This is a genomic window from Actinoplanes sp. NPDC023714, assembly GCF_040639855.1.
Lineage (GTDB): Bacteria > Actinomycetota > Actinomycetes > Mycobacteriales > Micromonosporaceae > Actinoplanes.
The window spans coordinates 453,925-478,947 of record NZ_JBFAAR010000003.1 but is presented as its reverse complement, the minus strand read 5'-3'; the positions used below and the strand labels follow the sequence as shown (position 1 = coordinate 478,947).

The 25,023-nt window shown below is 72.3% G+C and carries 25 protein-coding genes; 15 read left to right on the top strand and 10 right to left on the bottom strand.

Translation table 11 applies throughout. The features are described 5' to 3' along the window. Nucleotides 1-51: 51 nt before the first annotated feature. Together AB0G10_RS17545 and AB0G10_RS17540 are read left to right on the top strand one after the other, a co-directional pair. Nucleotides 52-1,266, top strand: a complete 1,215-nt coding sequence (locus AB0G10_RS17545) for an MFS transporter (protein ID WP_360922045.1) — start codon at nt 52-54, stop codon at nt 1,264-1,266. A gap of 186 nt (nt 1,267-1,452) precedes the next feature. Next, complete coding sequence (locus tag AB0G10_RS17540; RefSeq protein WP_360922042.1) at nt 1,453-2,094, top strand: DUF4360 domain-containing protein; 642 nt, start codon at nt 1,453-1,455, stop codon at nt 2,092-2,094. A 311-nt stretch (nt 2,095-2,405) separates the two neighbouring features. Here the strand turns inward: AB0G10_RS17540 and AB0G10_RS17535 are convergent, their stop codons facing one another. Continuing rightward, nucleotides 2,406-2,678, bottom strand: a complete 273-nt coding sequence (locus AB0G10_RS17535; RefSeq protein ID WP_360922039.1) for a hypothetical protein — start codon at nt 2,676-2,678, stop codon at nt 2,406-2,408. 199 nt (nt 2,679-2,877) lie between these two features. On the opposite strand from AB0G10_RS17535, the gene AB0G10_RS17530 reads away from it, so the two are divergent. Beyond that, complete coding sequence (locus tag AB0G10_RS17530; protein ID WP_360922036.1) at nt 2,878-3,036, top strand: hypothetical protein; 159 nt, start codon at nt 2,878-2,880, stop codon at nt 3,034-3,036. A gap of 6 nt (nt 3,037-3,042) precedes the next feature. On the opposite strand, the gene AB0G10_RS17525 is transcribed toward AB0G10_RS17530, so the two are convergent. Then, entirely contained in the window at nt 3,043-3,852 is an 810-nt protein-coding gene (locus AB0G10_RS17525) for a phytanoyl-CoA dioxygenase family protein (protein WP_360922034.1), read from the bottom strand. A gap of 55 nt (nt 3,853-3,907) precedes the next feature. Here AB0G10_RS17525 and AB0G10_RS17520 point away from each other — a divergent pair, with 55 nt between their 5' ends. The 6 genes from AB0G10_RS17520 (at nt 3,908) to AB0G10_RS17495 (ending at nt 9,421) form a co-directional block, all read left to right on the top strand. Further along, nucleotides 3,908-4,903, top strand: a complete 996-nt coding sequence (locus tag AB0G10_RS17520) for a LacI family DNA-binding transcriptional regulator (RefSeq protein WP_360922031.1) — start codon at nt 3,908-3,910, stop codon at nt 4,901-4,903. 58 nt (nt 4,904-4,961) lie between these two features. After that, nucleotides 4,962-6,059, top strand: coding sequence for an L-dopachrome tautomerase-related protein (locus tag AB0G10_RS17515; RefSeq protein ID WP_360922028.1), 1,098 nt, complete (start codon nt 4,962-4,964; stop codon nt 6,057-6,059). Between the two features lie 71 nt (nt 6,060-6,130). Beyond that, nucleotides 6,131-7,132 carry an ABC transporter substrate-binding protein gene (locus AB0G10_RS17510; RefSeq protein ID WP_360923055.1) on the top strand — a complete coding sequence of 334 codons (1,002 nt, stop codon included), beginning with the start codon at nt 6,131-6,133 and terminating at the stop codon, nt 7,130-7,132. Further along, nucleotides 7,129-7,917, top strand: coding sequence for a methyltransferase domain-containing protein (locus AB0G10_RS17505; protein WP_360922025.1), 789 nt, complete (start codon nt 7,129-7,131; stop codon nt 7,915-7,917). The genes AB0G10_RS17510 and AB0G10_RS17505 overlap by 4 nt, the downstream gene beginning before the upstream one ends. After that, nucleotides 7,914-8,672, top strand: a complete 759-nt coding sequence (locus AB0G10_RS17500) for an ABC transporter permease (RefSeq protein WP_360922022.1) — start codon at nt 7,914-7,916, stop codon at nt 8,670-8,672. The genes AB0G10_RS17505 and AB0G10_RS17500 overlap by 4 nt, the downstream gene beginning before the upstream one ends. Then, nucleotides 8,669-9,421 (top strand): ABC transporter ATP-binding protein, encoded by a 753-nt coding sequence (locus tag AB0G10_RS17495; protein WP_360922020.1) that lies wholly within the window; start codon nt 8,669-8,671, stop codon nt 9,419-9,421. Before AB0G10_RS17500 ends, AB0G10_RS17495 begins: the two co-directional genes overlap by 4 nt. A 4-nt stretch (nt 9,422-9,425) precedes the next feature. Here AB0G10_RS17495 and AB0G10_RS17490 read toward each other — a convergent pair whose 3' ends face one another. Continuing rightward, nucleotides 9,426-9,935, bottom strand: a complete 510-nt coding sequence (locus AB0G10_RS17490) for a LytR C-terminal domain-containing protein (RefSeq protein ID WP_360922016.1) — start codon at nt 9,933-9,935, stop codon at nt 9,426-9,428. A 92-nt stretch (nt 9,936-10,027) separates the two neighbouring features. Between AB0G10_RS17490 and AB0G10_RS17485 the strand changes: the two genes are divergently transcribed. Both AB0G10_RS17485 and AB0G10_RS17480 read left to right on the top strand, forming a co-directional pair. Next, nucleotides 10,028-10,597: a YciI family protein gene (locus AB0G10_RS17485; protein ID WP_360922013.1), complete on the top strand. Its 570-nt coding sequence runs from the start codon at nt 10,028-10,030 to the stop codon at nt 10,595-10,597. A 135-nt stretch (nt 10,598-10,732) separates the two neighbouring features. After that, nucleotides 10,733-11,110 carry a hypothetical protein gene (locus tag AB0G10_RS17480; protein ID WP_360922010.1) on the top strand — a complete coding sequence of 126 codons (378 nt, stop codon included), beginning with the start codon at nt 10,733-10,735 and terminating at the stop codon, nt 11,108-11,110. On the opposite strand, the gene AB0G10_RS17475 is transcribed toward AB0G10_RS17480, so the two are convergent. Beyond that, nucleotides 11,079-11,834 (bottom strand): alpha/beta hydrolase, encoded by a 756-nt coding sequence (locus AB0G10_RS17475; protein WP_360922007.1) that lies wholly within the window; start codon nt 11,832-11,834, stop codon nt 11,079-11,081. The two genes, AB0G10_RS17480 and AB0G10_RS17475, sit on opposite strands and share 32 nt — an antisense overlap. A 295-nt stretch (nt 11,835-12,129) precedes the next feature. Between AB0G10_RS17475 and AB0G10_RS17470 the strand changes: the two genes are divergently transcribed. Beyond that, complete coding sequence (locus tag AB0G10_RS17470; RefSeq protein WP_360922005.1) at nt 12,130-12,435, top strand: hypothetical protein; 306 nt, start codon at nt 12,130-12,132, stop codon at nt 12,433-12,435. A 28-nt stretch (nt 12,436-12,463) separates the two neighbouring features. On the opposite strand, the gene AB0G10_RS17465 is transcribed toward AB0G10_RS17470, so the two are convergent. From AB0G10_RS17465 to AB0G10_RS17455, 3 genes are all read right to left on the bottom strand, one after another. Then, complete coding sequence (locus AB0G10_RS17465) at nt 12,464-13,471, bottom strand: GGDEF domain-containing protein (protein ID WP_360922003.1); 1,008 nt, start codon at nt 13,469-13,471, stop codon at nt 12,464-12,466. A gap of 90 nt (nt 13,472-13,561) precedes the next feature. Continuing rightward, nucleotides 13,562-15,820: a discoidin domain-containing protein gene (locus AB0G10_RS17460; RefSeq protein WP_360922000.1), complete on the bottom strand. Its 2,259-nt coding sequence runs from the start codon at nt 15,818-15,820 to the stop codon at nt 13,562-13,564. A gap of 146 nt (nt 15,821-15,966) precedes the next feature. After that, nucleotides 15,967-17,634, bottom strand: a complete 1,668-nt coding sequence (locus tag AB0G10_RS17455; protein ID WP_360921997.1) for a hypothetical protein — start codon at nt 17,632-17,634, stop codon at nt 15,967-15,969. Between the two features lie 47 nt (nt 17,635-17,681). On the opposite strand from AB0G10_RS17455, the gene AB0G10_RS17450 reads away from it, so the two are divergent. The 3 genes from AB0G10_RS17450 (at nt 17,682) to AB0G10_RS17440 (ending at nt 20,541) form a co-directional block, all read left to right on the top strand. Further along, nucleotides 17,682-18,548 carry an ATP-binding cassette domain-containing protein gene (locus tag AB0G10_RS17450; RefSeq protein WP_360921994.1) on the top strand — a complete coding sequence of 289 codons (867 nt, stop codon included), beginning with the start codon at nt 17,682-17,684 and terminating at the stop codon, nt 18,546-18,548. After that, complete coding sequence (locus tag AB0G10_RS17445; RefSeq protein ID WP_360921991.1) at nt 18,545-19,147, top strand: hypothetical protein; 603 nt, start codon at nt 18,545-18,547, stop codon at nt 19,145-19,147. Before AB0G10_RS17450 ends, AB0G10_RS17445 begins: the two co-directional genes overlap by 4 nt. Before the next feature lie 74 nt (nt 19,148-19,221). Continuing rightward, entirely contained in the window at nt 19,222-20,541 is a 1,320-nt protein-coding gene (locus tag AB0G10_RS17440; protein WP_360921989.1) for an acetamidase/formamidase family protein, read from the top strand. Here the strand turns inward: AB0G10_RS17440 and AB0G10_RS17435 are convergent. The 3 genes from AB0G10_RS17435 to AB0G10_RS17425 form a co-directional block, all read right to left on the bottom strand. Continuing rightward, nucleotides 20,519-20,770 (bottom strand): hypothetical protein, encoded by a 252-nt coding sequence (locus AB0G10_RS17435; RefSeq protein ID WP_360921986.1) that lies wholly within the window; start codon nt 20,768-20,770, stop codon nt 20,519-20,521. The genes AB0G10_RS17440 and AB0G10_RS17435 overlap by 23 nt on opposite strands. Nucleotides 20,771-20,860: 90 nt before the next feature. Further along, a complete protein-coding gene (locus tag AB0G10_RS17430) occupies nt 20,861-23,344 on the bottom strand; it encodes a discoidin domain-containing protein (RefSeq protein WP_360921984.1) in 2,484 nt (827 codons plus the stop codon). 71 nt (nt 23,345-23,415) lie between these two features. Beyond that, nucleotides 23,416-24,921: a VCBS repeat-containing protein gene (locus AB0G10_RS17425; RefSeq protein ID WP_360921981.1), complete on the bottom strand. Its 1,506-nt coding sequence runs from the start codon at nt 24,919-24,921 to the stop codon at nt 23,416-23,418. Between the last annotated feature and the right edge of the window lie 102 nt (nt 24,922-25,023).

The following is a 25,023-nucleotide window of genomic DNA, read 5'->3' as shown; positions in this document are numbered from 1 at the left end:
ACTAAAACGTTCTAAGCGGTGAAGCGCTAGAACGTTCTAGAGTCGGCGCTCGTGGAAACCTTGTCCGCCGGCCGCCGCTGGGCCGCCCTCGCCGCGCTCGCCCTCGGCGGCTTCGGGCTCGGCCTGACCGAGTTCGTCGCCATGGGCCTGCTCCCGGAGATCGCCCGGGACCTGCTGTCGTCCTCGGATCCGGAGGCCGTCGCCCGGGCCGGTTGGATGATCACGACGTACGCGATGGGGGTCGTCGTCGGCGCACCGACCATCGCGGCGCTGACCGCGAGGGTCCCGCGCCGCCGGCTGCTCGTCGGACTGCTGAGCCTCTTCGTCGCCGGGACGCTGGCCTCCGCCGTGGCGCCCGGCTTCGACCTGGTGATGGCCGGCCGGTTCGTCTCCGGGCTCGCGCACGGCGCCTACTTCGGCGCGGCCGGCATCGTCGCCGCCACCATCCTCGGGCCCGGCAACCACGGCAAGGGCTTCGCGATCGTGCTGAGCGGGCTGACCTGCGCGAACGTGTTCGGCGTCCCGCTGATCACCGGGCTCGGGCAGGCGCAGGGGTGGCGGATCGCCTATCTCGCCGTCGCCGGCGTCTTCGTGCTCACGCTGCTGGCCGTGCTCGCGACCGTGCCGCCGGTCGCCGCCGCACCCGGCGGATCGCCGCGGGCCGAGCTGCGCAGCTTCCGGTCCCCGCACGTCTGGCTGGTCACCCTCGTGGTCGCGGTCGGCTCGAGCGGGTTCTTCGCGGTGATCAGCTACGTGTCGCCGGTGACCACCCACGTGGCCGGCCTCTCCCCCGCGACCGTGCCCTGGGTGATGGCGGTGATGGGCTGCGGCATGACCGCCGGCATCCTGACCGGCGGGTTCGCCGCCGACCGCGACCTGCGGCGCAGCGTGCTGCTCGGCTTCGCCGGCATCGTCGCGTCGATCGCGCTGTTCGCCGTGTCCGCACGGCACCCGGCCGGGCTGTTCGCCGCGGCGTTCCTGGTCGGCGGGGCGTCCTGCTTCATCGGCCCGGCCATCCAGACCTGGCTCATCTCGGTGACGCCGGGCGCGCAGCTCATGGGCGCGGCCGTCAACCAGTCGGCCGGCAACATCGCGAACAGCGCCGGGGCGGCCCTCGGCGGCGCGGCGATCAGCCTGAACTGGGGGTATCTCGGCGCCGCGTGGATCGGCTTCGCGCTCGCCGCGATCGGTCTGGCCCTGGCCTTCGTGGCGTTCTCGGCGCGGGCGGCCTCCCCGGTGCCGGACACCGTCGGGGTCGCCCGGTAGTGCTGCCGGGTCCGCCTTCCCGGGCCACCGGTGGGCCGAGCGGCCGATCGCTTGATCGACCGCTCGGCCGGAAAGGGGCCGCGGCTCACCCGCACGAGATCAACTCGGCTCCGCCATCGTTGTGGACAAACCGGTCAAATCGTACGTTTGCGGTGGCTCTCACCAACGACTATCGAAGAGGTCGCCATGCTCAGGACTCTCTCCACCGCCGCCACCGTGCTCGCCTCGCTCGCCGCGACCGTCGCCCCGGCCGCCGCCGCCCCCAGCCCGCCGTGGCCGCTCGGCAAGATGCTCATCGACGTGGTCTCCGCGAACGGATCGGGCTGCCCGATCGGTACGGCCGACGCCACCGTGTCGCCGGACAACAAGGCTTTCACCGTCACCTACAGCGCGTTCACCGCCCAGGTCGGCGCCGGCGCGAAACCGCTCGACTTCCGGAAGAACTGTCAGCTCGCCCTGAACGTCGACGTCCCGCAGGGCTACACCTTCGCGATCGCCCGGACCGACTACCGGGGGTTCGCGCACCTGGAACGTGGCGCGTCGGCGACCCAGTCGTCCACCTACTACTTCCAGGGCGAGTTCCAGACCCACCGGACCCGGCACGACTTCACCGGCCCGGCCGACGGCGACTGGCAGCGTTCCGACACGATCGGCATCAGCTCGCTGTCGTTCCTGCCCTGCGGCGAGCAGCGGTTCCTGAACGTCAACACCGAGCTGCGGGTCAACGGCGGCTGGTCCGACCGGAGGAAGACCACGAGCCTGCTCACCATGGACTCCACCGACGGCAACCTGGACACCGTCTACCACGTCGCCTGGAAGAAGTGTTGATCGTGGCCTGATGACCGTTTTGTACCGTTTCGCGCTAATCTCGGGGAGTCAGGTTCCTGGCTCGAGGAGGTTCCCGGGATGCGCATGACCGTCGCCGCCGGTGTCGCTGTCGTCACGGCACTGGTGCCCTCAGCGCTCGCCCTGGCCGATACGCCCGATCCCCCGGCCGGCCAGGGCGCGGGCTCCGAACCGGACGCCTCCGTGCTCCGCATCCTCGACGCCCAGGGCCGCCCGGTCCCCACCGCGGGCGGTCCGGCCGCGCCGAGCACCCGGCCGTCCCCGACCGTGAGCAGGCCGGGCGCAACCAGCGCTCAACCCTCACCCGCCTCGAGCAGGCCGGCATCGAGCACACCGAGCGCCAAGCCCTCCCCGGCATCAAGCGCTCCGAGCGCCCAGCCGTCACCTGCCGCGAGCCGACCGGCATCAAGCACACCGAGCGCGCAGCCGTCGCCCGCCGCGAGCAAGCCGGCATCAAGCACGCCGAGCGCCCAACCCTCACCTTCCGCGAGCAAACCGGCATCAAGCACGCCGAGCGCCCCGCCCTCACACACGGCCAGCAGGCCCGCCGCCATCACGAGCACCACCAGCAGCGATCGGCCGACCCCGGGCGCGACCACTTCCGGTGCGCCGAACCACCGCCCGCATGCCGACCGCCCGCACGCCGACCGTCCGCACGCCGACCGTCCCAAGCCGGGCGGCAAGCCCCACGACGCCGACCGCGACCGTGACCGCGACCGGCCGAAGAAGCACCGGAACAGGCCCGCGCCGGACCGGGACCGGACCGTGGTGATCGGCGACCCGTCCACCGGGTTCGTGGTCATCTACGACGGCGACGAGTTCGTGGTGCGGCATCCGCTCGGCCGTGCGGGCGCCTACCGGCAGCGGGTGCTCATCACCGAGGTGAACCGGTGGGAGCTGCTGGTGACGACGATGCCCCGCTGAGGTCCGTCAGGCGTCTCCCATGACCAGGCCCTCGATGGTGTGCTTCTGGGTGATCGGGGTGAGGCGGTCGACGATCGGGCACTTCAGGTGGTCGCGGACCTCGGCCGGCAGGGTGGCCCAGAACCGGTCGGTGACCGCCATGTCGTGCTTGTCGCTGTTGGTGCCGCCGGCGGCGTCGACGCCGAGGACGAGGACCGGGCGGGAGAGCGCGGAGCGGTTCGCGGTGCCGCGGTGGATGGTCAGCGCGGACCGGGCCGAGATGTCGCCGCGCTGGGGGTACTTGCGGGTGGCCAGCTCCTGGTAGCGGCCGTAGCGCGACTTCGGCGGGAACATGCCGTGCTCGAAGTCGGGCTCGTCGTCGAACTGGGTGCCCGGGGCGATCTCGAACGGTCCCATCTCGTCGGTGGTGTCGACGCCGGTCAGGTTGAAGGCGAGCGAGTCGAGGCGGCGCTCGGTGCGGGTCACCTCGGGCATCGGGAAGTCGCGGTGCCACGGCTGGTTGACGGCGCCGGCGAACGGGATGTCGAAGCCGAGCTCGACGATCCGGTAGTCGTCGCCCAGCACGGCGGTGCAGACCGCCATGACCCACGGGTGGGTGACCAGGTCGACGAAGCCGCTCATCTGCTCCGGGTGGATCTCGACGTACCAGCGGTTCGGCCCGCGCCCGACCGCGCCGCCCGGCCGCGACCTGGCCTCGGCGAAGGCGGCCTCGATGTCGGCCCGCATCCGGTCGGCCCAGTCGACGCTGAACGCGCCGCGCAGGGCGGTGATGCCGTCGGTGTAGATGGCTTCGCGTGCATCGAGAGAAGTCGTCATGCCTCCCATGTTGCAACGTGGCATGCAACGTTGCAAGTGGCGGTAGGATGCCCCTGTGGCCGCAACCCTTCGTGACGTCGCCGCGCGCGCCGGCGTGTCCGTGCGCACCGTGTCCAACGTCGTCTCCGGCTTCCCGCTGGTGGCGCCGCAGACCCGGGAGCGGGTGCAGCGGGTGCTCGACGAGCTCGGCTACCGCCCCAACGCCGCGGCCCGTCACCTGCGCGGCGGGCGGTCCGGCCTGATCGCCCTGGTCATTCCGGAGATCGCCTCGCCGTACTTCGGCGAGCTCGCCGGCCACCTCGCCGACGAGGCGGAGAAACGCGGCTGGACCCTGCTGGTGCAGCAGACCGGCGGCGACGCCCACCGCGAGCGCGAGTTGCTCGGCGGCGCGGGCGGCCAGGCCGTCGACGGCCTGATCGTGAGCCCGTGGGCGCTCTCCCCCGCCGACCTGCGCCGCGGCCCGGACGCCGCGCCGCTCGTGCTGCTCGGCGAACAGGATGCCGGCGGCCTGCTCGACCACGTCGCCATCGACAACGTCGCCGCCGCCCGCGAGGTCACCACCCACCTGATCCAGACCGGGCGCACCCGCATCGCCGCCGTCGGGCCGCAACCGCATCTGAGCAACGCGACAGCGGATCGGCGGCTGGAGGGCTACCGGGAGGCGCTGGCCGAGGCGGGTCTGCCGGGGCGGGAGGTCCCGGTGGCCCGGCTGCACCGGGCCGACGGCGCGGCCGCGATGCGGGAGCTGATCGCCGCGGGGGCCGAGGTCGACGCGGTGTTCTGTTTCAGCGACCAGCTCGCTCTCGGCGCCATGCATGTCGCCGTGCAGCACGGCTTGCGCGTGCCCGCCGACCTGGCCGTCGCGGGTTTCGACGACGTGGAGGACGGTCGCTACGCCAATCCGCCGCTGACCACCGTCGCGCCGGACAAGGTGGGGATCGCGCGGGCGGCCCTGGACTGCCTCGACGATCGGTCACCCCGGGAGCCGGCGCGGCACATCGTCGCCCACCACCTGGAGATCCGGGCCAGCACCGCCGCCGACACCGTGTGAAGCGCTCACTTCGGGGTAGGCGTCATCGACGACGATCGGCTCACCGGACGGAGACCCCATGACCATCAGCGACGAACCGAGCGGCACCCTCGAGACGGTCGCCACCTTCGACGGCCCGATGCCCACCGGCGTCACCGTCTCGCACCGCGGACGCGTCTTCGTCAACTTCCCGAAGTGGGGTGACGACGTGCCCGCCACCGTCACCGAGCTGCGCGACGGCCGCCCGGTCCCGTTCCCGGACGAGAAGTGGAACACCCCGGACGGCGACGACGACGAGCACGCCTTCGTCTCGGTGCAGAGCGTCGTCGTCGACCCGGCCGACCGGCTCTGGGTTCTCGACACCGGCTCCCCGATGTTCCGGCCCACCCGGCCCGGCGGGCCCAAGATGGTCTGCGTCGATCTCCGGACCGACACCGTCGTCCGGACGATCGTGTTCCCGCCCGACGTGGCGCTGCCGACGACGTACCTCAACGACGTCCGGTTCGACCTGCGCCGCGGCGCCGGGGGAACGGCGTTCATCACCGACTCGTCGGATCAGGGGCCGAACGCGATCATCGTGGTCGACCTCGCGACCGGCGAGTCCTGGCGCCGGCTGCACGAGCACCCGTCGACCAAGGCCGAGCCCCTGACCGCCTTCCGTCCCGTGGTGGAGGGTCGCTACCTCATGCAGCGGCCGGCCGGCGGCGAACCGCAGCCGCTGACGATGGGCGCCGACGGCATCGCGATCTCTCACGACGGGCAGCGCCTGTACTACTGCCCGCTCGCCTCCCGCCGGCTCTTCAGCGTCTCCGTCGACGCGCTGTGCGACCGGTCGCTCGACAACGCGGCGGTGGCCGGGACCGTGACCGACGAGGGCGACAAGGGCACCGGCTCCGACGGGCTGGAGACCGACGACGCCGGCAACCTCTACCTGACCGCCTACGAGCAGAACGCGGTCCTGCTGCGCCGCCCCGGCGGAGCGTACGAGACCCTCGTCCACGATCCGCGGCTGCTGTGGCCCGACACCATGTCGGTCGCCGCCGACGGTCACCTGTACGTCACCGCGAACCAGCTGCACCGCCAGCCCACCTACCAGGAGGGCAAGGATCTGCGGCGCAGGCCGTACGCCCTGTTCCGGATCCGCATCGGCGCCGGCCCGGTCCTGCTGCGCCGCTGACGAGCCGGCCCGCCCGCGCAATCTCCCGATCACGGACATCGAAGCGTATCGTTTGAAGGCATTTGTCGACGATGCGGGGGATCATGGCGATGAAGCGGATCTTCACCCTTGCCCTGGTAACGGTCGTTTTGCTGGCCGCCGGCTGCGCGGACTCCGGCGACACACCGGGCACCGAGAACGACGACATCACCTACCTGACCGCGTTCGGCGCGGTGGGCCGCGACGCGTTCGCCTGGGTCGCGCAGGAGAAGGGCTACTTCGGCGACGCCGGGCTGGACGTCACCATCCGGCTCGGCGCCGCCACCGGCGAGAACATCAAGGTGCTCAGCGCCGGGCAGGCGCAGTTCGCCAACTCCGACCTGACCGGCACGTGGATCCTGACCGGCAAGGGTCAGGCCCCGGACATCCGGGCGTTCGCGGCGGTGCACCAGCAGACCCTCGTCTCGATCATCGCGCTGGAGGGGTCCGGGGTCACCGAGCCGAAGGACCTGGAGGGCCGCAAACTGGGCGCCGCGACCGGCTCGGTGAACCAGCTGCTGTTCCCGGCGTACGCGAAGCTGGCCGGGGTCGACGAGGGCCGGGTGGAGTGGGTCAACGCCGCGCCGCCTCAGCTCCCGGCGCTGCTGGCGAGCGGCCGGGTCGACGCGCTCAGCACCTTCCTGATCGGCGCGCGCGGCATCGAGAAGGCGGCCGGCGGCAAGAAGACCGTGGTGCTGCCGTACAGCGTCTTCCTGTCCGGCCTCTACGGCAACGGCCTGATCACCACCTCCGCGGTCATCGAGAAGGACCCGGACCTGGTGCGCCGGTTCCGGGACGCGGCGCTGAAGGGCCTGCGGTACACCATGGAGCATCCGGACGAGGCCGCGCAGATCCTCAAGAAGGCGCAGCCGGCCGCCGACGTGACGGCCGCGGTCGGTGAGATCAGACTGATGGCGCCGGCGGTGGATCCGTCCGGCCTCATCGAGAAGAACCGGGTCGCCGACGCCATCGCGACCCTGCAGGGCAACGGGCTGATCCCACCGGGCCTCACGCCGGAGTCGGTGGTCGACTTCGACCTGGCGCCGGCGCGATGAGGGCGGCGTACTCGTTCGACAACGACGATCCGGCCGCGGCGCTGCGTCACGATCTGCTCGCCGAGATCCTCGACCCGTTCACGTTCGACCAGCTCGCGACCGCCGGGGATCTGCGCGGGCGCCGCTGTCTGGAGGCGGGCGCCGGCGGTGGCAGCGTGGCGCGCCGTCTCGCGGCTCTGGCCGGGCCGGGCGGGCATGTGCTGGCCACCGACCTCAATCCCCGTCACATGCCGAAAGATCATGGGTACGGGGTGAGCCGCCACGATCTGACCACGGAGCCGGTCCCGGACCCGCCGTGGGATCTGATCCACGCCCGGCTGGTGCTGGCCCACCTCCCCGATCGGGAACGGATCCTGGGACGGCTCGCCGGCGCCCTCGCACCCGGTGGCGTCCTGTTCCTCGAGGAGTGGCTGTCGGCGTACCCCGGGGTGGTTCTCGCCGCCCCCGACGCGGCCGCCGCCGAACTCGTCGAGCGCTACCACCGCATCCTCGTCGAACGGGTGCTCCCGGCCAACGGCGCCGACCCGACGTGGGCCGGCCGGGTGCACGCCGCGATGGCCGGCGCCGGGCTCGGCGACGTGCGCACCGAGATCCGGTCGCGGTCGTGGGCCGGTGGCACCGCCGGCGCCCGGCTGATCGCGGTGAACGTGTCGCAGGTGGGCGCCGCCCTGCGCGCGGCCGGGCTCACCGACGCGGAGCTGGACCGCCTGTGCCTGCTGTCCGGGGACCCGCGCCTGGTGATCCGCGGCTATTTCACGTACGCAACCATGGGTTTCCGCCGGTGAACCGGATCCGGCTGTCCGCGTTGCCGCTGCTGGGGGCCGTGACGGCGGTGGCGCTCTGGTGGTCGGCGACCGCGGTGTTCGGGATCCGCTCGTTCTTCCTGCCCGCCCCGCCGGACATCGTCACCGCGTTCCGGAAGCAGCCGGGATACCTGATGCGCGAGGCCGGCTCCACGGTGACCGTGACGGTGACCGGCTTCGGCATCGCGGTGCTGGCCGGCCTGCTCCTGGCCGTGGTGCTGACCGCGTGGCGGGCCCTCGAGCGCGCCACGCTGCCGGTGCTGGTGGCGTTGAACTCGGTGCCGAAGGTGGCGGTCGCGCCGCTGCTGGTGGTCTGGCTCGGCTTCGGCGCCCAGCCGAAGATCGTGCTGGTCGTGCTGATCTGCTTCTTCCCGGTCGTGGTCGCCACGATGGCCGGGCTGACGTCGACGCCGGCCGAGCTGAGCGAGCTGAGCCGGTCGCTGTCGGCGAACGTCTGGCAGGCGTACGTCAAGATCCGCCTGCCGTGGGCGCTGCCGCAGATGTTCGTCGGCCTCAAGCTCGCCATCTCGCTCGCCGTGATCGGCGCCGTGGTCGCCGAGATCAACAACCCGACCGGCGGGCTCGGTGCGGTGATCGTGCTGTCCGGCATGTCGTTCGACACCCCGCTCGCGTTCGCCGCGATCGCGCTGCTCGCCCTGCTCAGCACCACGCTGTTCTACCTCGTGGTGCTCCTGGAGCGCTGGCTCGTGCCGTGGGCCCGGGCGATCAGCGGATGATCGAGCTGAACCGGGTGTCGCGGACCTTCCCGGCCCGGACCGGCGCGGTCGCGGCACTGCACGAGATCCACCTGACCGTCGCCGAGGGTGAGTTCGTCGCCGTCATCGGCCGGTCCGGCTGCGGCAAGTCCACCCTGCTGCGCCTGATCGCCGGCCTGCTCGCGCCGACCTCGGGCACGATCACCGTGGGCGGCCGCCCGGTCCGCGCGCCGAGCCGCGAGGTGGCGCTCATGCAGCAGCAGCCGGCGCTGCTGCCGTGGCGGACCGCCCTCGGCAACGTCCTGCTCCCGGTCGAGATGGCCCGGCAGCCGCGCGCCGCCGGCGCCGAGCGCGCCCGCGAGCTGCTCGAGGCGGCCGGCCTGGCCGACTTTCAACACCGCCATCCGTACGAGCTGTCGGGCGGCATGCAGCAGCGCGTCGCCCTGTGCCGGGCGCTGATCCAGCAGCCCCGGGTGCTGCTCATGGACGAGCCGTTCTCCGCCCTCGACGCGCTCACCCGCGAGGACATGGCCGCCCAGCTGCAGGCCCTGCACCTGGCCCGCCCGGCCACCACCGTCTTCGTCACCCATTCCATCCAGGAGGCCGTCCTGCTCGCCGACCGCGTCGTGGTGCTCACCCCCCGGCCGGGCCGGGTGCGCAAGGTCCTCGACGTGGACATCGCCCGGCCGCGGTCGCTGGGCCACAGCGCCGCCCTGCCGGCGGTCGCCGAGTGCGTGGCCCAGCTGCACGACCTGCTGGCCGAGGCGTGACCGCTCAGGCGCAGGTGCCCGGCGGCAGCTCCGGCTCGCCCAGCTGCGCCAGCGACTGGTTGACCTCGGTGGACGTGGCGAGCTCCCGGAACTTCTCGCCGAGCACCACGTCGATCACGTCGGTGGTCCGCTCCGGGACGAAGCGGGGTTCGGCCTGCCCGAGGAAGAACGCTCGGATCCACTGCGCCGCGCCGACCGATTTCGGTCCGTACTCGACGACCGCCACCTGATCGAGCCTGCTCTTGCTCTTCGCCGGCTTCTTCATCGCGAAGCCGCGGTTCTCGAACTCGTCGCTGACCCGCTCGGCGAGCCCCGCGCTCCGGGTGCCGTTGAGCACCCGCAGCGTCACCTCCCCCGATCCGCCGGGCAGCGCCAGGTTCACCCGGACGGCGCAGCTCTCGTTCGCCACCGCGACACTCTGCGTGTCGTGAACCGTCGCGACCGTCACGGTCGCCGCCGCCACCACGGCCAGGCTGCTGATGATGCGGTACGCCCGCACCCGCGTGTCCGTCATGTCGACCTTGGTGCCCACCCCCGCGACACGGTGAACCTGTCGTTATCGAGCCGTGCCTTCGATGTCCGGAACGGCCGGGCGATCCTTGCCGGATGGACTACTTCTTCTACGGCCGCGACCGGGACGGCGCCGGCGAGCTGCGGATGCGCCTCGTCGAGGAGCACTGGGCGTTCATGGACCGGTTCGCCGCCGGGATGATCGCGCGTGGTCCGACGCTCACCGGCGATCTGGAGGGCGCGACCGGCAGCGTGCACATCGTCGACCTGCCGGACGCGGAGGCCGCGCGGGTGTTCGCGTTCGAGGAGCCCAACCAGCTGGCGGGCGTCTACCGCCAGGTCCTCGTCCGGCGTTTCGTCGACCTGCTCGGGCGGACCATGTGGGACTTCCCGGGTGAGCGGGACCAGCGGGCCGGGCGCTATCTGATCCTCGCGCACGCCCGCCCGCTGACGGACTGGCCGGGCGCCGGGCGCGCCGAGCCGGCCCTGGACCGCGACCGGCTGATCGCTTTCGGCCGGCTGCTGTCCGAGGACGGCGAGGACTGGGAGGGTGCGGCGGTGATCGGCGAGTTCGCGGATCCGGAGGAGGTCCGGGGCCGGTTCGCCGCGACCGGGGTCTACGACCGGATCGAGGTGCACCCCTGGACCTTCGGCGGCCGCCGGTGACGGCGGAACGGGTCGTAGTCGAGTGCGCAGGGGCCCGGTCCGCGTCACCCGGGCGGGTAGGGCGGTCCCCCTGCCGTCGGGTGAAGTCGTTCGCGTCGACCATGTTCGCCGGTGGCTCGCCGCTATGGTGCCGGGATGGGTGTGGTCTTCGATCGGCCGGTCCGGGACATCGACGTCCGCGCGGGCTCGCAACTCCACTGTGCCGGGTTCGCCGGGATCCTGGCCGACGTCGAGCCCGCGGACCGGTTCGAGTTCGTGGACGCGCACGAGAGCCAGGGGACCGGATCCGACGACGGCGAGCTGGTCGAGGCGTGCGTGAACGCCGTCCGCCGCGGTGTCCTCGGTGAACTGGGCGAGCCGCTGCCGCCGGTGCGTTTCGTGCTCCGGCGCATCCTGATCCACCTCGTCGACTCCACCGAGGACCGCAACGAGGCGGCCGGGCGGCTGGCCGTCGCCGAAGCGAAACGGCGCCTGGGAGCCGTCAGCCGGCCGGAAGGAACCCCTCCGCCCTGAGCCATGCCTCGCACTGCTCGGCCCACCGGGCCGTGTGCGGGATGTGGATGTCGCCGTGCTCCCCGTACGCGACCCCGTTCGCCAGGCCGAGGCCGTGCCGCCCGCGCGGATAGATGTGCAGCTCCACGGGGATGCCGGCGGCGAACAGCGCGCTCGCGTACGCCAGGGAGTTGGGGAATCCGGGCGGGTCCTCGGCGGTGGCCCAGACGAATGCCGGACAGGTATCGGCGTCGATGTGGCGTGCCGGCGACAGCTCGTCGCGCAGTTCCATCCGGCCGTCGAGGATCCACCGCACCGGCTCGTCCGGCAGCAGGTTCAGGTCCGCCGCCGCGTAGGCGAGGATCGCGAAGTCCGGCCGGGGCGGCGGCGCGTCGAGCGTCTCCGCCGACAGCACGGTGCCGGTCGCCAGCAGACCGGCGAGATGCCCGCCGGCGCTCGAGCCGATGACGCCGGCGACGCCGCCGACGTCGAGTCCGTGCCCGCCGCCGCGGATCCAATCGAGGGCGGCGCGGCCGGACTCCAGCGGCGCGGGGAAACGGTGTTCGGTCAGCAGCGGGTAGCGCAGGACGAACGCGTGGAAGCCGATGCCGCTCAGCCAGCGGGCGTAGCCCTCGCCCTCGTGCTCGGCGTGGAACCGGTATCCACCGCCGGGGAGGACGAGCACGGCCGGTCGCGGGCCGGGGAACCGTTCGTGGGACGGGTAGCAGGTGATGTCGGGCGTCATGGGTCCTTCTCGTCGTCGCAGGTGACGACGGAAGCAGCAACGGGCCACCGTGCGCGCAGGCGCCGGGGACGGCGGTGCGCGACGGGCGGAAGAGAGAAAGGGTTCCGGATAGGCCCGACCGGCAAGCGGCGGGAGAAGTTGCTGCCTCCATCGTGTCGGCCCATCCGGGGCACGAGCCCACCCTAGCAGCCGTCAGCAGGCGGGCACGCCCCGTGCTCGCCGCAGCTGTCGCGGTGGCCCTCGTCGTACCGGGTTGCGCCTCCCGGGCGGCGGCAGAGCCGGTAGCGTGACCCACTTGAAGAAGATCGCCGCGGCGGCCGCCGGGCTCGGCCTGCTCGCGTTCGCCGCCGACGACGTCGACGCGGCGGCGGGACGGCTGCTCACGGTGCTGGTCAGCAGCGGGCTCGCCTGGGGCCTGGCCGCCTACCTGGCGGCCACGCTGATCCAGGTCGTTCTTCCGCTCGCCGTCCTCGCCCGGCTGGCCCACGTCCAGCGCCTCTGGCGGTCCTGGCCGCTCCTGCTCATCGCCACGATCGCGACCGCGACGGTGAGCGCGCTGCTCTGGCAGGTGCTCCGGGACGCCGCGAACCGGTTCGGCTGAGCGCGGCGGCCGCGCCCGGCCGGCCGGGTCAGGCGGCCGACGCGGGGCGGCGCTGCTTGGCCGCGTACATCGCCTCGTCCGCCTGCGCGAGGAGCAGGTCCGCGGCGATGCCGTGACCGGCCGCGATGCCCGCACTGGCGCCCACCGGCGTGCCGTCCGCGGCGCGCAGCTCGCGCAGGCGCCGCACGGTCCGGTCCGCGATGGCCTCCGCCTCGGCCGCGGACGTCTCCGGGAGCAGCATCACGAACTCGTCGCCGGCCAACCGGCCGGGCAGGTCGAGGCCCGGCCGGGCCATCTCGCGCAGCGCCTCGGCGACCTGGACCAGCACGTCGTCGCCGGCGGCGTGACCGAGCCGGTCGTTGATCTGTTTGAAGCCGTCCAGGTCGAGGAAGAGCACGGCGACCGGGCCGGGGCCGGCACAGCGGTCCCGCAACGCCGTCATGAACGCGGCCCGGTTCGGCAGACCGGTCAGGGAATCGTGTTCCGCGAGCCGCCGCAGCCGGTCCTGCAACTGCCGCAGCCGGTCGGTCCGCCACGCCAGCAGTTCACCGACGGTGAGGTAGAGCGGGAGCGTGTAGCTCAGTGAGGCGAGGTCCGACGCGGAGGCGTCGCGCATGATCAGAGGCGTCAGGTAGGCGATCACCAGGAACGGGGACATCCGCAGGCTGGTGCCGCGCGGCTCACACAACCCGAACCACACGAAGACCAGGAAGAAGAACATGCCGTAGCGGAACGGGTCGGTGCCCGCGGCCACGTTGTGGAAGGCGATCAACGTCATCGCCACCGGGGCGATCGCGAGGCGGGCCACGTTCGGTATCCGCGCCCACGGCAGCGCCATCAGGACCGGGCCGCCGATCACGGCGGAGAGCCCGATCATGCTGACCGCGCCGACGTGGAATCCGGGCGGGGTCGGCAGCAGGATGGTGAAGAACGTGTAGAGCCCGCACAGGAAGAACATGACACCGACGGTGAACCCGCTGACGGTGGCGGGGTGGGGATCCCTGACGTTGGCGCGCAGCCGCCGCGGAAGGCTCACACCAGGAAGATCGACGGCGGGAGCACCGACCTGAGCGGGCGGCCACCGGCGCATGTCGCACCGGTGGCCGCCCGTTTCCCGAGCTACCTGTCAGGGATAGGCCACGACGTTGCGCGGCGTGGTGTTGCCGGCCGGGTTCGGGACGGCGCCGCCGGTGTCGTTGACGACGTTGGCGATGGTGCCGACGTCACCGAGGGAGACGGTGAGGACGCTGCGGAGCCGGACGCCGGAGCGGTTCGGCACCTCGAACGCCCGGTCCACCCGCACGCTCGGGTTGACGTTGAAGTAGGCGTAGGAGCCGCCGCCCCAGAGCTCGTGGTCGGTCACCGCGTCGGCCACCTTGTAGGCGGCGTAGCCGTTGCCGCGCGGCCCGATCCAGGCCGCCTGGTTGGGCACGTCGTACGGCTTCTCGTTCTGGAAGAAGATCGTCTTGCCGCGGTTGCCGTTCCAGATCACCTCGTACTTCTGGTAGTGCTCGACGAACAGGCCGGTGGCGAGGACGTCGTCGCCGTTCACGATGAGGCCGGTGTCGCCGGTGTTGACCGTCCAGCCGGTGGGCGCGCCGCCGTGGTCGGCCCGCCAGGCCCAGATGTGGTCGATGATCGTGTCGTCGCTGTGCACGGCGAGGGTGGTGGTGGCCTTGCCCTGCACGCTGCTGCCGATGCGGAAGAAGACGTCCTGCAGGCTGATCGGGTTCGCGGAGTGGTCGGTGTGCACGCCGGCCCGGCCGACGCTCATCAGGGTCGGGCTGTTCGTCGTGCCGGCGTCGAAGGTGAGGCCGCTGACCTTGACCCCGTCGACGTCGGCGATGTTCAGCGCCTCGACGCCGCCGGTCGGGATCAGGGTCGGGAAGCCGATGCCGGTGACCACGGTGTTGGCGCGGGTGACCCGGATGGTCTCGTTGAGCGAGTAGGTGCCCGGGGTGAAGAACAGGTTCAGGCCCTGGGCGAGCGCCTGGTTGATCCGGGCCGCGCTGTCACCGGGCTTGGCGACGTAGAACTGGCGCATCGGGATCGAGGTGCCGGCGGCGTTCGGCCAGGAGGCGCCCGCCGAGTTGCGGCGCAGCGCGGGCACGAAGACCCGGTAGAGCCCGGCGCTGTCCACGTACAGATAGGGCTTCTCTCTCGTCACCGGCGTGGTCGCGAGGGTGGTGTGCGGCGGGTTCGGGAAGGCGTTGGCGGGAGCGCCCTGCACGCCGGAGTAGACCATGTTCCAGACGCCGCCGTCCCAGCGGGAGATCCGGCTGTCGCGGGTGTACCACTGCTGCTGGGAGCCGGAGGACACGACGCCGTCGACGACCGAGTCGGCCAGGTAGCCGCCGCTGGAGTAGCCCTGCCCGTTGTCCTGGTTGGACGGCGCGAGGGTCAGGTTGCCCTTGATGTGCACGCGGCGCATCGGGGCGGCCTGCGAGACGGCCCAGCGGTTGGTGCCACCCTCGGGCACGATCGACAGGTTTTCCATGCTGCGCCAGAAGTTCTGGGTGGCGTTGGACTCGTCGCCGTAGTTCCAGCCGGAGTCGACGTTGACGGCGCCGTTGATCGTGACGTCGTCGGGATTGAGGCCGAGACCGGCGATCGTGGTGTAGAAGCCGACGTTGGCCCAGACCCGGCCGTAGCTGCCGGGCTTGAACAGGAACACGTGGCGCTGCGAGCCGAACTGCGCGGTCGGGCTGCGCAGCTGCGCGTTGAACGCCTGGTCCACCGCCGACTGGATGGTCGAGGCGGGGGTGGAGGGCTCGAAGATCCGGACGTTCGGGCCCAGATCGGGGGTGTCCGAGGTGGGCAGCGCCGGCCCGCTCGGGCTCGGGCTCGTGCTGGGTGAGGGACCCGTGCCACTGCCGAAGACCTGGAATTCCCAGAGCGAATATCCGTACGGGGTGGCGCGCGTGGTCCCGTTCATCCGCACGTAGCGGCCGCTGCCGGTGACGTTGAGCGTCTGGACGCCGGCCCTGCCTGCCGTGACCGGGCTGATGTTCGTCCAGGTGGAGCCGTTGGCCGAGGTCTGGATGGTGAAGGCCGAGGCGTAGGCGGCCTCCCAGTTCAGCACGACCTGGCTGATCGACTGGGAGGTGCCGAGGTCGACCTGGAGCCACTGCGGGTCGGCGAACGTGCTGGACCAGCGGGTGCCGGCGTCGCCGTCGACCGCGGCGGAGGCGGGGAAGGCGGCGCTCTCCACGGACGAGGCGGTGGCCGCCTTCCCCTGCGAGATCGGGGTGTCCGCGGCGCTCGCGGCGGTGGTGACCGAGACGACGGTGGCGCCGAGGGCCGCGGCGAGGGCGGCGCTCAGCACGACCCGCCCGCGGCGTCGGCGGTGGAGCGGCGGTGGGGAGGTCATAGTCGGGGGTGTCATGGACCTGCCTATTCGGACGGGTGCGGAGACGGGAGAGCGCTCTCTGTGGAATTGTTACTTCGGTGTTGCGGTTCGTCAATATGCCGAAAACAAAGAATCAGAATTGACCCGAACAAATAGCTCCGGGAAAACTGTTATTGGGCGCATCAGGCCTGCCCAGAGGCCTTTTCCTGCCCAGTGAGGCCGCACAGTTCCGCAACTTCTGTCGCGGCCGCGAGCTCGCCCGCGCGGGCCAGGACCACCGCGATGTCCCGGCCCACCTGCTGCGCCGCCTCCCGGTCCGGCGCGTGCGCCGCCGCGGCGGCGAGCAGCCGCCGGTCGCCGATCTCCGCGGCGTGCGCCGAGACGTGGGTGCCGATCCACGGGGGATAGGAGTACGGGGCGCCGGCGAGCGCCTCGGCCACGAGACGCAACTCGTCCGCGCCGTACCCGGTCAACCGGAACCGGATCACGCCGCCGCACGCCTTGGCGAGCAGCCGGCCGAACAGTTCCGGGTCGCGGCTCGCGAGGCGGGCCGCGGGCGCCAGCCTCAGCATGATCCCCGTGATCAGGCTGGGCCGGCCGTCGGCGGCCCTCGCGGCGAACAGCGGGTCGGCGGCCGCGTGATCGCCCTCGTCCACCCGCGCCCAGGCGAGGGCGATGTCGGTGAGGGTCGCCGATCGCAGGGTGGCCCGCATCCGCGGCAGGTACGTCGCGACGAGGTCCGCCCGGACGGTGGCGTCGGCGACGCCGTGGACCAGCCGCACCGCCTCGACGACCACGTCCCCCAGATCCCCCAGGTTGAACTTCTCCCCGGTGAGCACGTCGAGCACGGCCCGCAGCCGCTCCGGGGTCGCCTCCTCCGGCCGGTCCGCGAACCGGCGCAGGATGTGCAGAACGCGCGGCCCGTGCCCGAGGTCGCCGAAGCGCAGGTCGGGCATCTGGGCGAGCGCGGCCAGCGCGTCGTCGACCCGGTCGAGCGTCAGGAAGAGGCTGATCTGCCGGGATCGGTAGATCGCCTGGTCGGCGCGCTGGCGGCTGGCCTTGGGGCACTTGCGGTACGCGGCGAGCAGCGCCGTGGCCCGGCCGGCCGGCATGCCCGGCGTGGCGAGGCGCAGCAGGGCCCGCTGCCGGGCGTCGGCGCCGAGCGTGACCGCGAACGCCAGCGCCTCGTCGAACCGGCCGGCCCCGGCGAACGCGGCGGTCAGGGCCTCGCCGGCCTCGTCGGCGACCGTGCCGCAGAGCCGGCGGGTCTCGTCGAGGCCGGCCGGCCCGAGCAGCGCGGCGGCGAACCCGAGGTGCCGCCGATCGTCGCCGGCGAGCAGGCCGGCCAGGTGATCGAGGTACGCCGGCTCGTCGCGGTGCGCCTCGGCGAGCGCCGCGACCACGTCACCGACCCGGTACGGCGACTCCCGCCACTCCTCCGGCGTGTGCTCCCGCGCCGTGCGCAGCGCGGCCTCCTCCAGGTCCCGGTCCCGGCCGGCCAGCCGGACCACGGTCGCGGCGACGGCCCGGTAAGGATGCGGCCACGGGGTTCCGTACGACCTGGTGACGCACCCGCTGCCGAGCAGGGCGCGGGCGAGCGTACGACGGCGGTCGTCCGCCCCGATCCGCGTCGCCACCGCGTCGAACGCGACCGGCAGTTCCTCCCGGTGCAGCACGCCGAGCAGCGCCTCGAGGGCCCGTTGCTCGTCGCCGCCGTCGAGCAGCGCGCCGGCCCATCGGATCACCGCCTCGGGGTCCCGCCTCAGGCCGGGGCCGGCCTCGTCGAACCGGGCGAGGGCGGCGCGCACCGCCGCGACAGGATTGACATCGGTCTTCGCATCGATCGGCACCCGGCGAATCTAGCGGGGCTTGACGGCGGCGTGTTCAATCGCCCGCGATGATCGACATCCGGGAACTGACGAAGACCTATGGTGGCGAGGACGCCGTCCGGGACGTGACGTTCACCGCCGCGCCGGGCCGGGTCACCGGGCTGCTCGGCCTGAACGGCTCGGGCAAGAGCACCACCCTGCGGATCCTGCTCGGCCTGTGCCGCCCCACCCGCGGCGCCGCCCTGATCGACGGGCAGCGCTACCGGGACCTGAAGCGCCCGCTGCGGGAGGTCGGCGCCGTCCTCGAACAGGGCCTGAGCCATCCCGGCCAGACCGGCCGCGCCCACCTGGTCAGCCAGGCGCTGCTCAGCGGCACCTCGCGCGCCCGGGTGGACGACCTTCTCGAGTACGTCGGTCTCGCCGCCGACGCCCACAAGCGCACCGGCGAGTACTCCCTCGGCATGCGTCAGCGCCTCGCCGTGGCGACGGCCCTGCTCGGTGAGCCGCCGGTGCTGGTGCTGGACGAGCCGGCCAACGGCCTCGACCCGTCCGGCATGGCCTGGCTGCGTGCCCTGCTCCGGGACCACGCCGCGACCGGCGGCACCGTGCTGATCTCCAGCCACCTGCTCAGCGAGCTGGAGCTGATGGTCGACGACGTGGTCATCATCGGCGACGGCCGCATCCGGGTCGCCGCCCCGCTGGCCTCGCTGGCCGGGATGACCACCCTGCGCGTACGCGGCGGCGACCAGCAGGCCCTGGCCGAAGCGTTCCTCGCCCGCGGCGCCTCGGTGGACACCGACGGCCGCGTCCTGCTCGTCGCCGGCCTCACCCCCGAGCAGGCCGGCGACATCGCCCTGCGCCTCCAGGTCCCGATCTACGAGCTGGTGGCCGAACGCCAGCACCTGGAGGACGTCTTCCTGGAGGCCACGTCGTGATCGCCGTACTGCGCAGCGAGCTCCACCGCAGCTTCACGATCCGCTCGTCGTGGATCTCGCTGGCCGGGTTCACCACCCTGGCGGCGCTGACCGGCTGGCTCAGCGAGGAGTTCTGGATGCTCTTCGCCGGAGTGGGGGCGTTCGGCATCGCCGTGATGCTGACCGCCCAGCACTATCAGCACCGTACGATCATCCTGACCTTTCTCGGTCAGCCCCACCGCCTGCGCGTCCTCGCGGTGCAGTGCCTCGTGGCGATCCTCTTCGCCCTGCTGCTGGCCGCGGTCAGCGGCATCGCGGTGGCCTGGTCCGGTTTCGGCCGCCAGTACGTCACCACGCTCGCCGTCATCCCGCTCATCGCCGTCTTCGGCGTCGCGAACGCCACCGTGGTGCGCCGCCCGCTGTGGCTGCTGGCCGGCTATCTGGGCTGGCTGCTGTTCGCCGAAGGCCTGATCGGCCAGCTCCAGGAACCACTGCCGTTCACCAGTTTCCTGCTCGCGGCGGCCGGCCAGCCCCGATTCCAGCTGGCCCTGCTGGCCTGGACGGCCGCGTCGTTACCGGTGGCGGCCTGGTTCATCCGCCGGGACCTGGCCGGCGCCTGACGGAATCGATCTCGTTAACCGGTGCGTCACAGCCGCACGACAGGCCCGACACAGAGATCTCGTGGACTTGGCGCATGGATGGCGTACAGAAACTGAAAGACGCACTCGGCCGGCGCACCTTCCTGCGGGCGATCGCCGCGGTCGGCGCGGGAAGCGCCGCGGCGGGCGCGGCCTCGGCACCCGCCTCGGCGACGCGGCCGGCGACGGGCCGGCCCGGGCAGATCCTGCAGCCCGGCAAGGGCCCGATCGACGGCAGGCACTACGTGCGCTCGCACCCCGACGAGGTCCGCTGGGGCTATGTGCCGTCCACGACCAGCGAGCCGATCCTGCGGATGCGCTCCGGCGAGACCGTCACCGTGGACACCGTGTCGCACGAGGGGATCCTCGAGGACCAGGGCCGCGACCCGGTGGCGTGGTTCGGCAAGCACGGCGTGCAGCGCTCCGACGTGCTCAGCGACGCGATCGCGATCGCCCGCTCCTACGACCGCACCACCCGCAACTTCGACGTCGACGGCCCGCACGTGGTCACCGGGCCGATCCACGTGTCCGGCGCCGAACCCGGCGACGTCCTCAAGGTGGAGATCCTCTCGGCGCTGCCCCGCGTCCCGTACGGCGTGATCTCCAGCCGGCACGGCAAGGGTGCACTCCCCCGGCTGGCCGGCGGCGCCGTGCCGGCCGGCATCACCGAAGCCGAGATCATGCCGCCGGTCGGCGCCGACGGCCGGGCCACCGGCGACCCGCGCCGGTACGGCAACGTCTCCGTCTTCACCCCGATCCGCGGCGCGAAGGGGGTGCTCCCCCGCGGCTCGAAGAGCGTCGCGTTCCCGCTCAACCCGTTCATGGGCATGATGGGCGTGGCCTTCGCGAACGCGGCCGGCCTCACCGACGCGTCCCTCAACTCGATCCCGCCGACGCTCGGCGGCGGCAACATCGACATCAACCTGCTGGGCCGGGGCGCCACGTTCTATCTGCCGGTGTTCGCCGAGGGCGCGCTGTTCTACGCCGGTGACCCGCACATGGCGATGGGCAACGGCGAGGTGGCGCTGACGGCCATGGAGGGCTCGCTGCGGGCGACGTACCGGCTCACCGTGGTGAAGCGGGGACGCAAGGGCGCGCCGTCGGTGGCGTTCGGCTACCCGTTCGCCGAGACGCCGGACGCCTGGGTGCCGATCGGGCTGTCCGACCCGGACGGCTCGCAGAACGGCCAGGGCGGCGACCTCGACATCGCGATGCGGCGGGCCGTCGTGAACGCGCTGGACTTCCTCGAGCACGACCTCGGCATGCATCGGGCGGTGGCGTACGCCTACCTGTCCGCCGCCGCCGACTTCGAGGTGTCCCAGGTGGTGGACCGCACGGTCGGGGTGCACGCCGTCATTCCGAAATCGCACTTCTGACCGGCGGCCGGCGCAGGGCCAGGGTGGCGTGGACCTGGGCGAGCTGGGTGGTGGCGGTGAGCATCGCGAGGTCGGCGCCGGGGACGTAGGGCTCCTCCGAGTGGTCGTCCTCGTTGATGTTGGTCTGGTAGTCGACCAGGCAGATCTGGTAGAGGCGCTCGGCTTCGGCGAGGAGTTCGGCGGCGCGGGAGGCGTGCTCGTCAGCGGTCATGTCGATCATGTCGGTCATGGTGCCATCCCGGTCCGGCGCGGCGTCCGATCACTCCCGGGTCCGGCACGGCGTCCCGGGAGCGGTGATCGCTCCCGGGACGCCGCCGGGTCAGTCGAAGCTGATGTCGTCGTAGACGGCCTGGTCGCCGACGCCCTCGGTGCTGCCGCTGGCGAAGGAGTATCCGGTGATCGAGGTGATGCCGGTGCTGCCGGTCTTCGGGATCGTGCCGATCAGCGTGCGCTCACCGGCGGCGTCCACCGTGTAGAGGGTGGCGCCGGTAGTGGACGCCACCACCTGGAACGTCGTCCAGGCGCCGAGCGGGACGGCGGCGCCGCCCAGCCCGGCCCAGCCGCCGGCGTCGGTGTAGGCGGCCCAGCGACGGCCGTTGTTGATGCCGAGGTGGTACACCGGGCCGGTGGTGCCGTCACTGCGCACCCCGTTGATGTCGACCAGCAGGCCGTTGGTGATCGTCACCGGCTGCACGCCGGCCTGCAGGGTGCGGGCCGAGGCGGCCGGCAGGCTCACACCGGGCCCCGGGTAGGTGAACTTGCCGATCGTCGTGGCGCCGTCGCAGTAGGTGTCGTTGCCGCCGTCGATGATCCGGACGCCGTGGTTGCTGTCGTGGTCCAGGTCGCCGTTGGCCCAGACCGACGTCATCCGGGTGCAGGCCAGGTCGGTCAGGCCGCGCGGGATGGCCGCCTCGTTCTCGAACGAGTTGACCGTCGAGTACAGCTCCAGCTCGTTGATCATGCTGCACCGGGCCGGGCCGCCGACCGCGGCACAGCTCGTCGCGTCGGTGCGGATCCGCAGGTGACGGGCGGTCGCGTCGAGGTTGTAGTAGCGCATGGCGCGGTCGCCGCTCGTGCTGACGGTGGTGGCCGGCGTCCACGTCTCGCCGTCGGCGGAGACGTCGAGCTGCGCCGTCGCTGCCGCGCCGGGCAGCAGCGCCAGACCGATTTTGGTCAGGCGATAGGTCCGGTCCAGCTTCAATTGGTACGTGCCGGAGCCGTCCTCACGGCTGGACAGCGCGCCGGACCAGAACGCGGTGCTGCCGTCCACGGCGCCCAGCGCGTCCCGCCAGTACGGCGTGCTCGTGGCGTCGGCCGCCGACGGGCCGCTGCCGTACGGGGTCGGCGGCGTGACCGCCCCGACCGGCGGGACCCCGTGCAGGTCGGTGGTGAGCGTGACGGTGCCGTGCCGCAGCTTGCCGAGCAGGTCGATCTTGCCGAGTCCCGGGGGCAGGATCGCGACCTGCCGGTTCACGATCCGGTAGTCCCGCCCCTTCTCGAAGTTCAGGGCCGACGCGCATCCGTTGACCTTGCTGGCGTTCGGGGCCTGGCAGTTGTCGGCGAACTGCAGCAGCCGGTTCACGCCGGTCGGCATCAGCGAGGTGTAGCCGGACGAGCCGTACCACCACAGGCCGCCGTTCGTCGGCTGGTTCCAGTACGTCTGCTGCTCCTGCGTCCAGCTAGTGCCGGACGCGTCCGTGGAGATCGCCAGCCAGTTGTCCGGCCGGCCGCTGCTGAGCACGAGCTGACCGGTCGGCAGCATCGCCAGCTGCGGCAGGACCCCGCTGACCGCGCACCCGGGCTGGTCGGCGAAGGTCAGGACGGTGCTGACGCTCCAGGTCCGGCCCTCGTCGGCGGAGATCCGGTAGGACAGCGTCGCCGCCGGGCTGGTCTCGCGGCGGGTCACCGCGAGCAGGGCGCCGTCCTGCCGCTCGATCACCGCGGTCTCGTTGAAGCTGACCGTCGGGTTCGAGGTGATCGTCCGCATCGTGAACTGCCACGGCGCGCTGGTGTCGATCGCGCCGGTGCCGGTGAAGCCGGGCTTGGCGGTCAGCAGCGCGGCGTACAGGATGTTGCTGGTCTCGGTGTACTTCATCGCGAAGTAGACCGGGATCGCGATGGTTCCGCCGGTCATCTGGATCGGCTTGCCGGCCGTGCGGACGCCCCTGATCGAGGCCACGTTCGGGTTCGCCTGGTTCTGCGGCATCTGGGCATCGGTGATCACCGTCCGCGCGGACACCGGCGTCCAGCTCCGGCCCTTGTCGGCCGAGAGGTTCAGCACCAGCGGGATGGTCACCTGACCGGCGACGCTGGTGTCGAAGCCGCCGTTGATGACGAACTGCGCGCCGAGCAGCCGACCGTCGAGCAGGTTGGCGACGTCGCCGAGCCGGTACATCGGCACCGACGAGGGCGCCGTCGTGAACGTCGCCCCGGAGTCCGACGACACCCGGGCTCCGGCGTCGGCGGGCTCGGCCCCCTTCGAGACGTCGGTCGTGCGCGAGTACCCCACGGTGATCTGCTTGGACAGGCTGCCGTCGGCGCGCACCACGTCGGCGCCGAACGCGCGCGGCGCCCAGGCGATGTCGGCGCCGGCCGGGTCGAAGACCGTGCCGGTGTTGCCGGTCACCACCGTCGTCTGGTCGGCGCGCGGCGCGACCCCGCCGGCCGGGATCGTGATCGGCGCCGTGCAGGCGACGGCCTGAGCGGCGGCCTGGGCCGTGCCGGGCGTGGTCGCCACGGTCAGGGCCGGAATGACGCAGACGGCGGCGCTCGCGGCCGTCCACAGTCGAATGCGAGATGTCAAAGGGTCCCCCTCCCTTTCGCGATCCCGACACTAACATCGAAGATCGCCAATGGGAGTCCCGTGCCGTCCCGCTATCCGCCGAAGACGGCCAGCTCGGTCAGGGGGTTCGTGGCGGTGGGCTTCTGCACCATCATGAGGTCGGGGCGCCGGTCGCCGTTCCAGTCGGTGACCAGCATGTCGAGGTGGGCGGTCGCGCCGGGCACCGCGTCGGCCCCGGCCAGCGTCCGCCGCAGCTGCGCCTCGCCGTCGTAGACCCGCACCCGGGTCTTCCCCTCGGCCGTGGTCGACTTCTGCAGCACCACCAGGTCGGGGTGGCGGTCGTTGTCGTAGTCCGTCACGACCACCTGGCGGTCGGCGGAGGCCGGCTCCGGCGTGGCGGTGGGCGGCATGAGGTGCCGCTGGAAGCCCGCGGCGCCGTCGAGGACCTGAACCTCCATCTTGCCGCCGGCCGTCCCGGCGGTCTGCGTGACGACGAGGTCGGGCCGGCCGTCGCCGTTCCAGTCGGCCGCCGCGAAATGGTGACGCTCGTCGGTGGCGGCGAGCACGGCGGCCGGTTCCACCAGGAGCTGCTGGAAGCCCGACACCCCGTCGAGGATCCGCACCTCGGTGCGCCCGCTGTCCGTGCCGGACCGCTGCGCCACCAGCAGATCGGGGCGCTTGTCGCCGTTCCAGTCGGTGAGCGCGTAGGTGAAGCGGTCGTCGGTCGGGCCGAGCGCCGTGGCGGTGCTCAGCAGCAGGGCCGCGAAGTTCGTCGCCCCGTCCATGATCCGGACCTCGGTCTTGCCGGTCACCGTCTCCGTGCCGTTGACGAGCACCAGATCGGGCCGGCCGTCGCCGTTCCAGTCGGCCGCGGCGAGCTCGTGGTGGCCGGTGATCGGGCCGAGCGCGGTCGCCCCGGTGGTCAGGGTCTGCTGGAACGGGCCGGCGGGCTTCGACGCGGTCGGCGCCGGGGTCGCCCCGGTCGTGCCGGCCGGAGCCTTTTCTTGCGCCTTCTCCTGCCGCCACAGCGCCGTCACGATCAGCTCGGCGTCGTGCGCCTCCGGGGTGTAGGCCCGGGGGAAGGCCGAGCGCTGCACACCCTGGCTGATCGCGCCGACGTCGCCGGACATCCAAGCGCCGTCCGGGTATTTACGCAGCATCGAGGTGAGGAACGCGTTGGTGGCGTACTCCGGGTCGACCAGCTGCTCGGGACGTCCCCAGCCCTGCGAGGGGCGCTGCTGGAACAGGCCGAGACTGTCGTGGTCGAGGGCCACGGTGTGGTTGTTCAGGGTGCTCTCGGCGATCGCGGTGGTCATCGCGATGACGGCCGCGCGCTGGTTGAGGCCGCGGTCCCGGACCGCGTCGACGATGGCGCGGGCGCAGGCCATCCGGTTGCCGGTCACCGCCCGGCCGAGGCGCTTGCCGTTCAGCGACGGCCGCAGCTGGTCGGCGAGCGCCCGGTCGGCGGCCGAGACGCCGCCGGCCTGGCACGGGGCCTGCGCGGGCGCGGCCAGGGCCGGGGCGGGCGAATAGAGCATGACGGCGGCGAACGCCGCGGACAGCCACAGGCCGAAGGATCGTGTCTGCTGCGCTGTCATGTCCAACCGAACCTCCGCCGACGCCTGGGTGCCGCATCAATCTGCCATACGTCCCGGTTCACCCGAAAGGATGCAGCCGGAATTCCCACCGGATACACAGCC

Bases quoted from the DNA above. Each gene is read 5' to 3' on its own strand.
- AB0G10_RS17450 (WP_360921994.1), top strand. From the start codon at position 17,682: ATGATCGACATCCGGGAACTGACGAAGACCTATGGTGGCGAGGACGCC.
- AB0G10_RS17505 (WP_360922025.1), top strand. From the start codon at position 7,129: ATGAGGGCGGCGTACTCGTTCGACAACGACGATCCGGCCGCGGCGCTG.
- AB0G10_RS17490 (WP_360922016.1), bottom strand. From the start codon at position 9,935: ATGACGGACACGCGGGTGCGGGCGTACCGCATCATCAGCAGCCTGGCC.
- AB0G10_RS17495 (WP_360922020.1), top strand. From the start codon at position 8,669: ATGATCGAGCTGAACCGGGTGTCGCGGACCTTCCCGGCCCGGACCGGC.
- AB0G10_RS17425 (WP_360921981.1), bottom strand. From the start codon at position 24,921: ATGACAGCGCAGCAGACACGATCCTTCGGCCTGTGGCTGTCCGCGGCG.
- AB0G10_RS17435 (WP_360921986.1), bottom strand. From the start codon at position 20,770: ATGACCGACATGATCGACATGACCGCTGACGAGCACGCCTCCCGCGCC.
- AB0G10_RS17510 (WP_360923055.1), top strand. From the start codon at position 6,131: ATGCGGGGGATCATGGCGATGAAGCGGATCTTCACCCTTGCCCTGGTA.
- AB0G10_RS17460 (WP_360922000.1), bottom strand. From the start codon at position 15,820: ATGACACCCCCGACTATGACCTCCCCACCGCCGCTCCACCGCCGACGC.
- AB0G10_RS17515 (WP_360922028.1), top strand. From the start codon at position 4,962: ATGACCATCAGCGACGAACCGAGCGGCACCCTCGAGACGGTCGCCACC.
- AB0G10_RS17475 (WP_360922007.1), bottom strand. From the start codon at position 11,834: ATGACGCCCGACATCACCTGCTACCCGTCCCACGAACGGTTCCCCGGC.
- AB0G10_RS17485 (WP_360922013.1), top strand. From the start codon at position 10,028: ATGGACTACTTCTTCTACGGCCGCGACCGGGACGGCGCCGGCGAGCTG.
- AB0G10_RS17525 (WP_360922034.1), bottom strand. From the start codon at position 3,852: ATGACGACTTCTCTCGATGCACGCGAAGCCATCTACACCGACGGCATC.
- AB0G10_RS17540 (WP_360922042.1), top strand. From the start codon at position 1,453: ATGCTCAGGACTCTCTCCACCGCCGCCACCGTGCTCGCCTCGCTCGCC.
- AB0G10_RS17440 (WP_360921989.1), top strand. From the start codon at position 19,222: ATGGATGGCGTACAGAAACTGAAAGACGCACTCGGCCGGCGCACCTTC.
- AB0G10_RS17480 (WP_360922010.1), top strand. From the start codon at position 10,733: ATGGGTGTGGTCTTCGATCGGCCGGTCCGGGACATCGACGTCCGCGCG.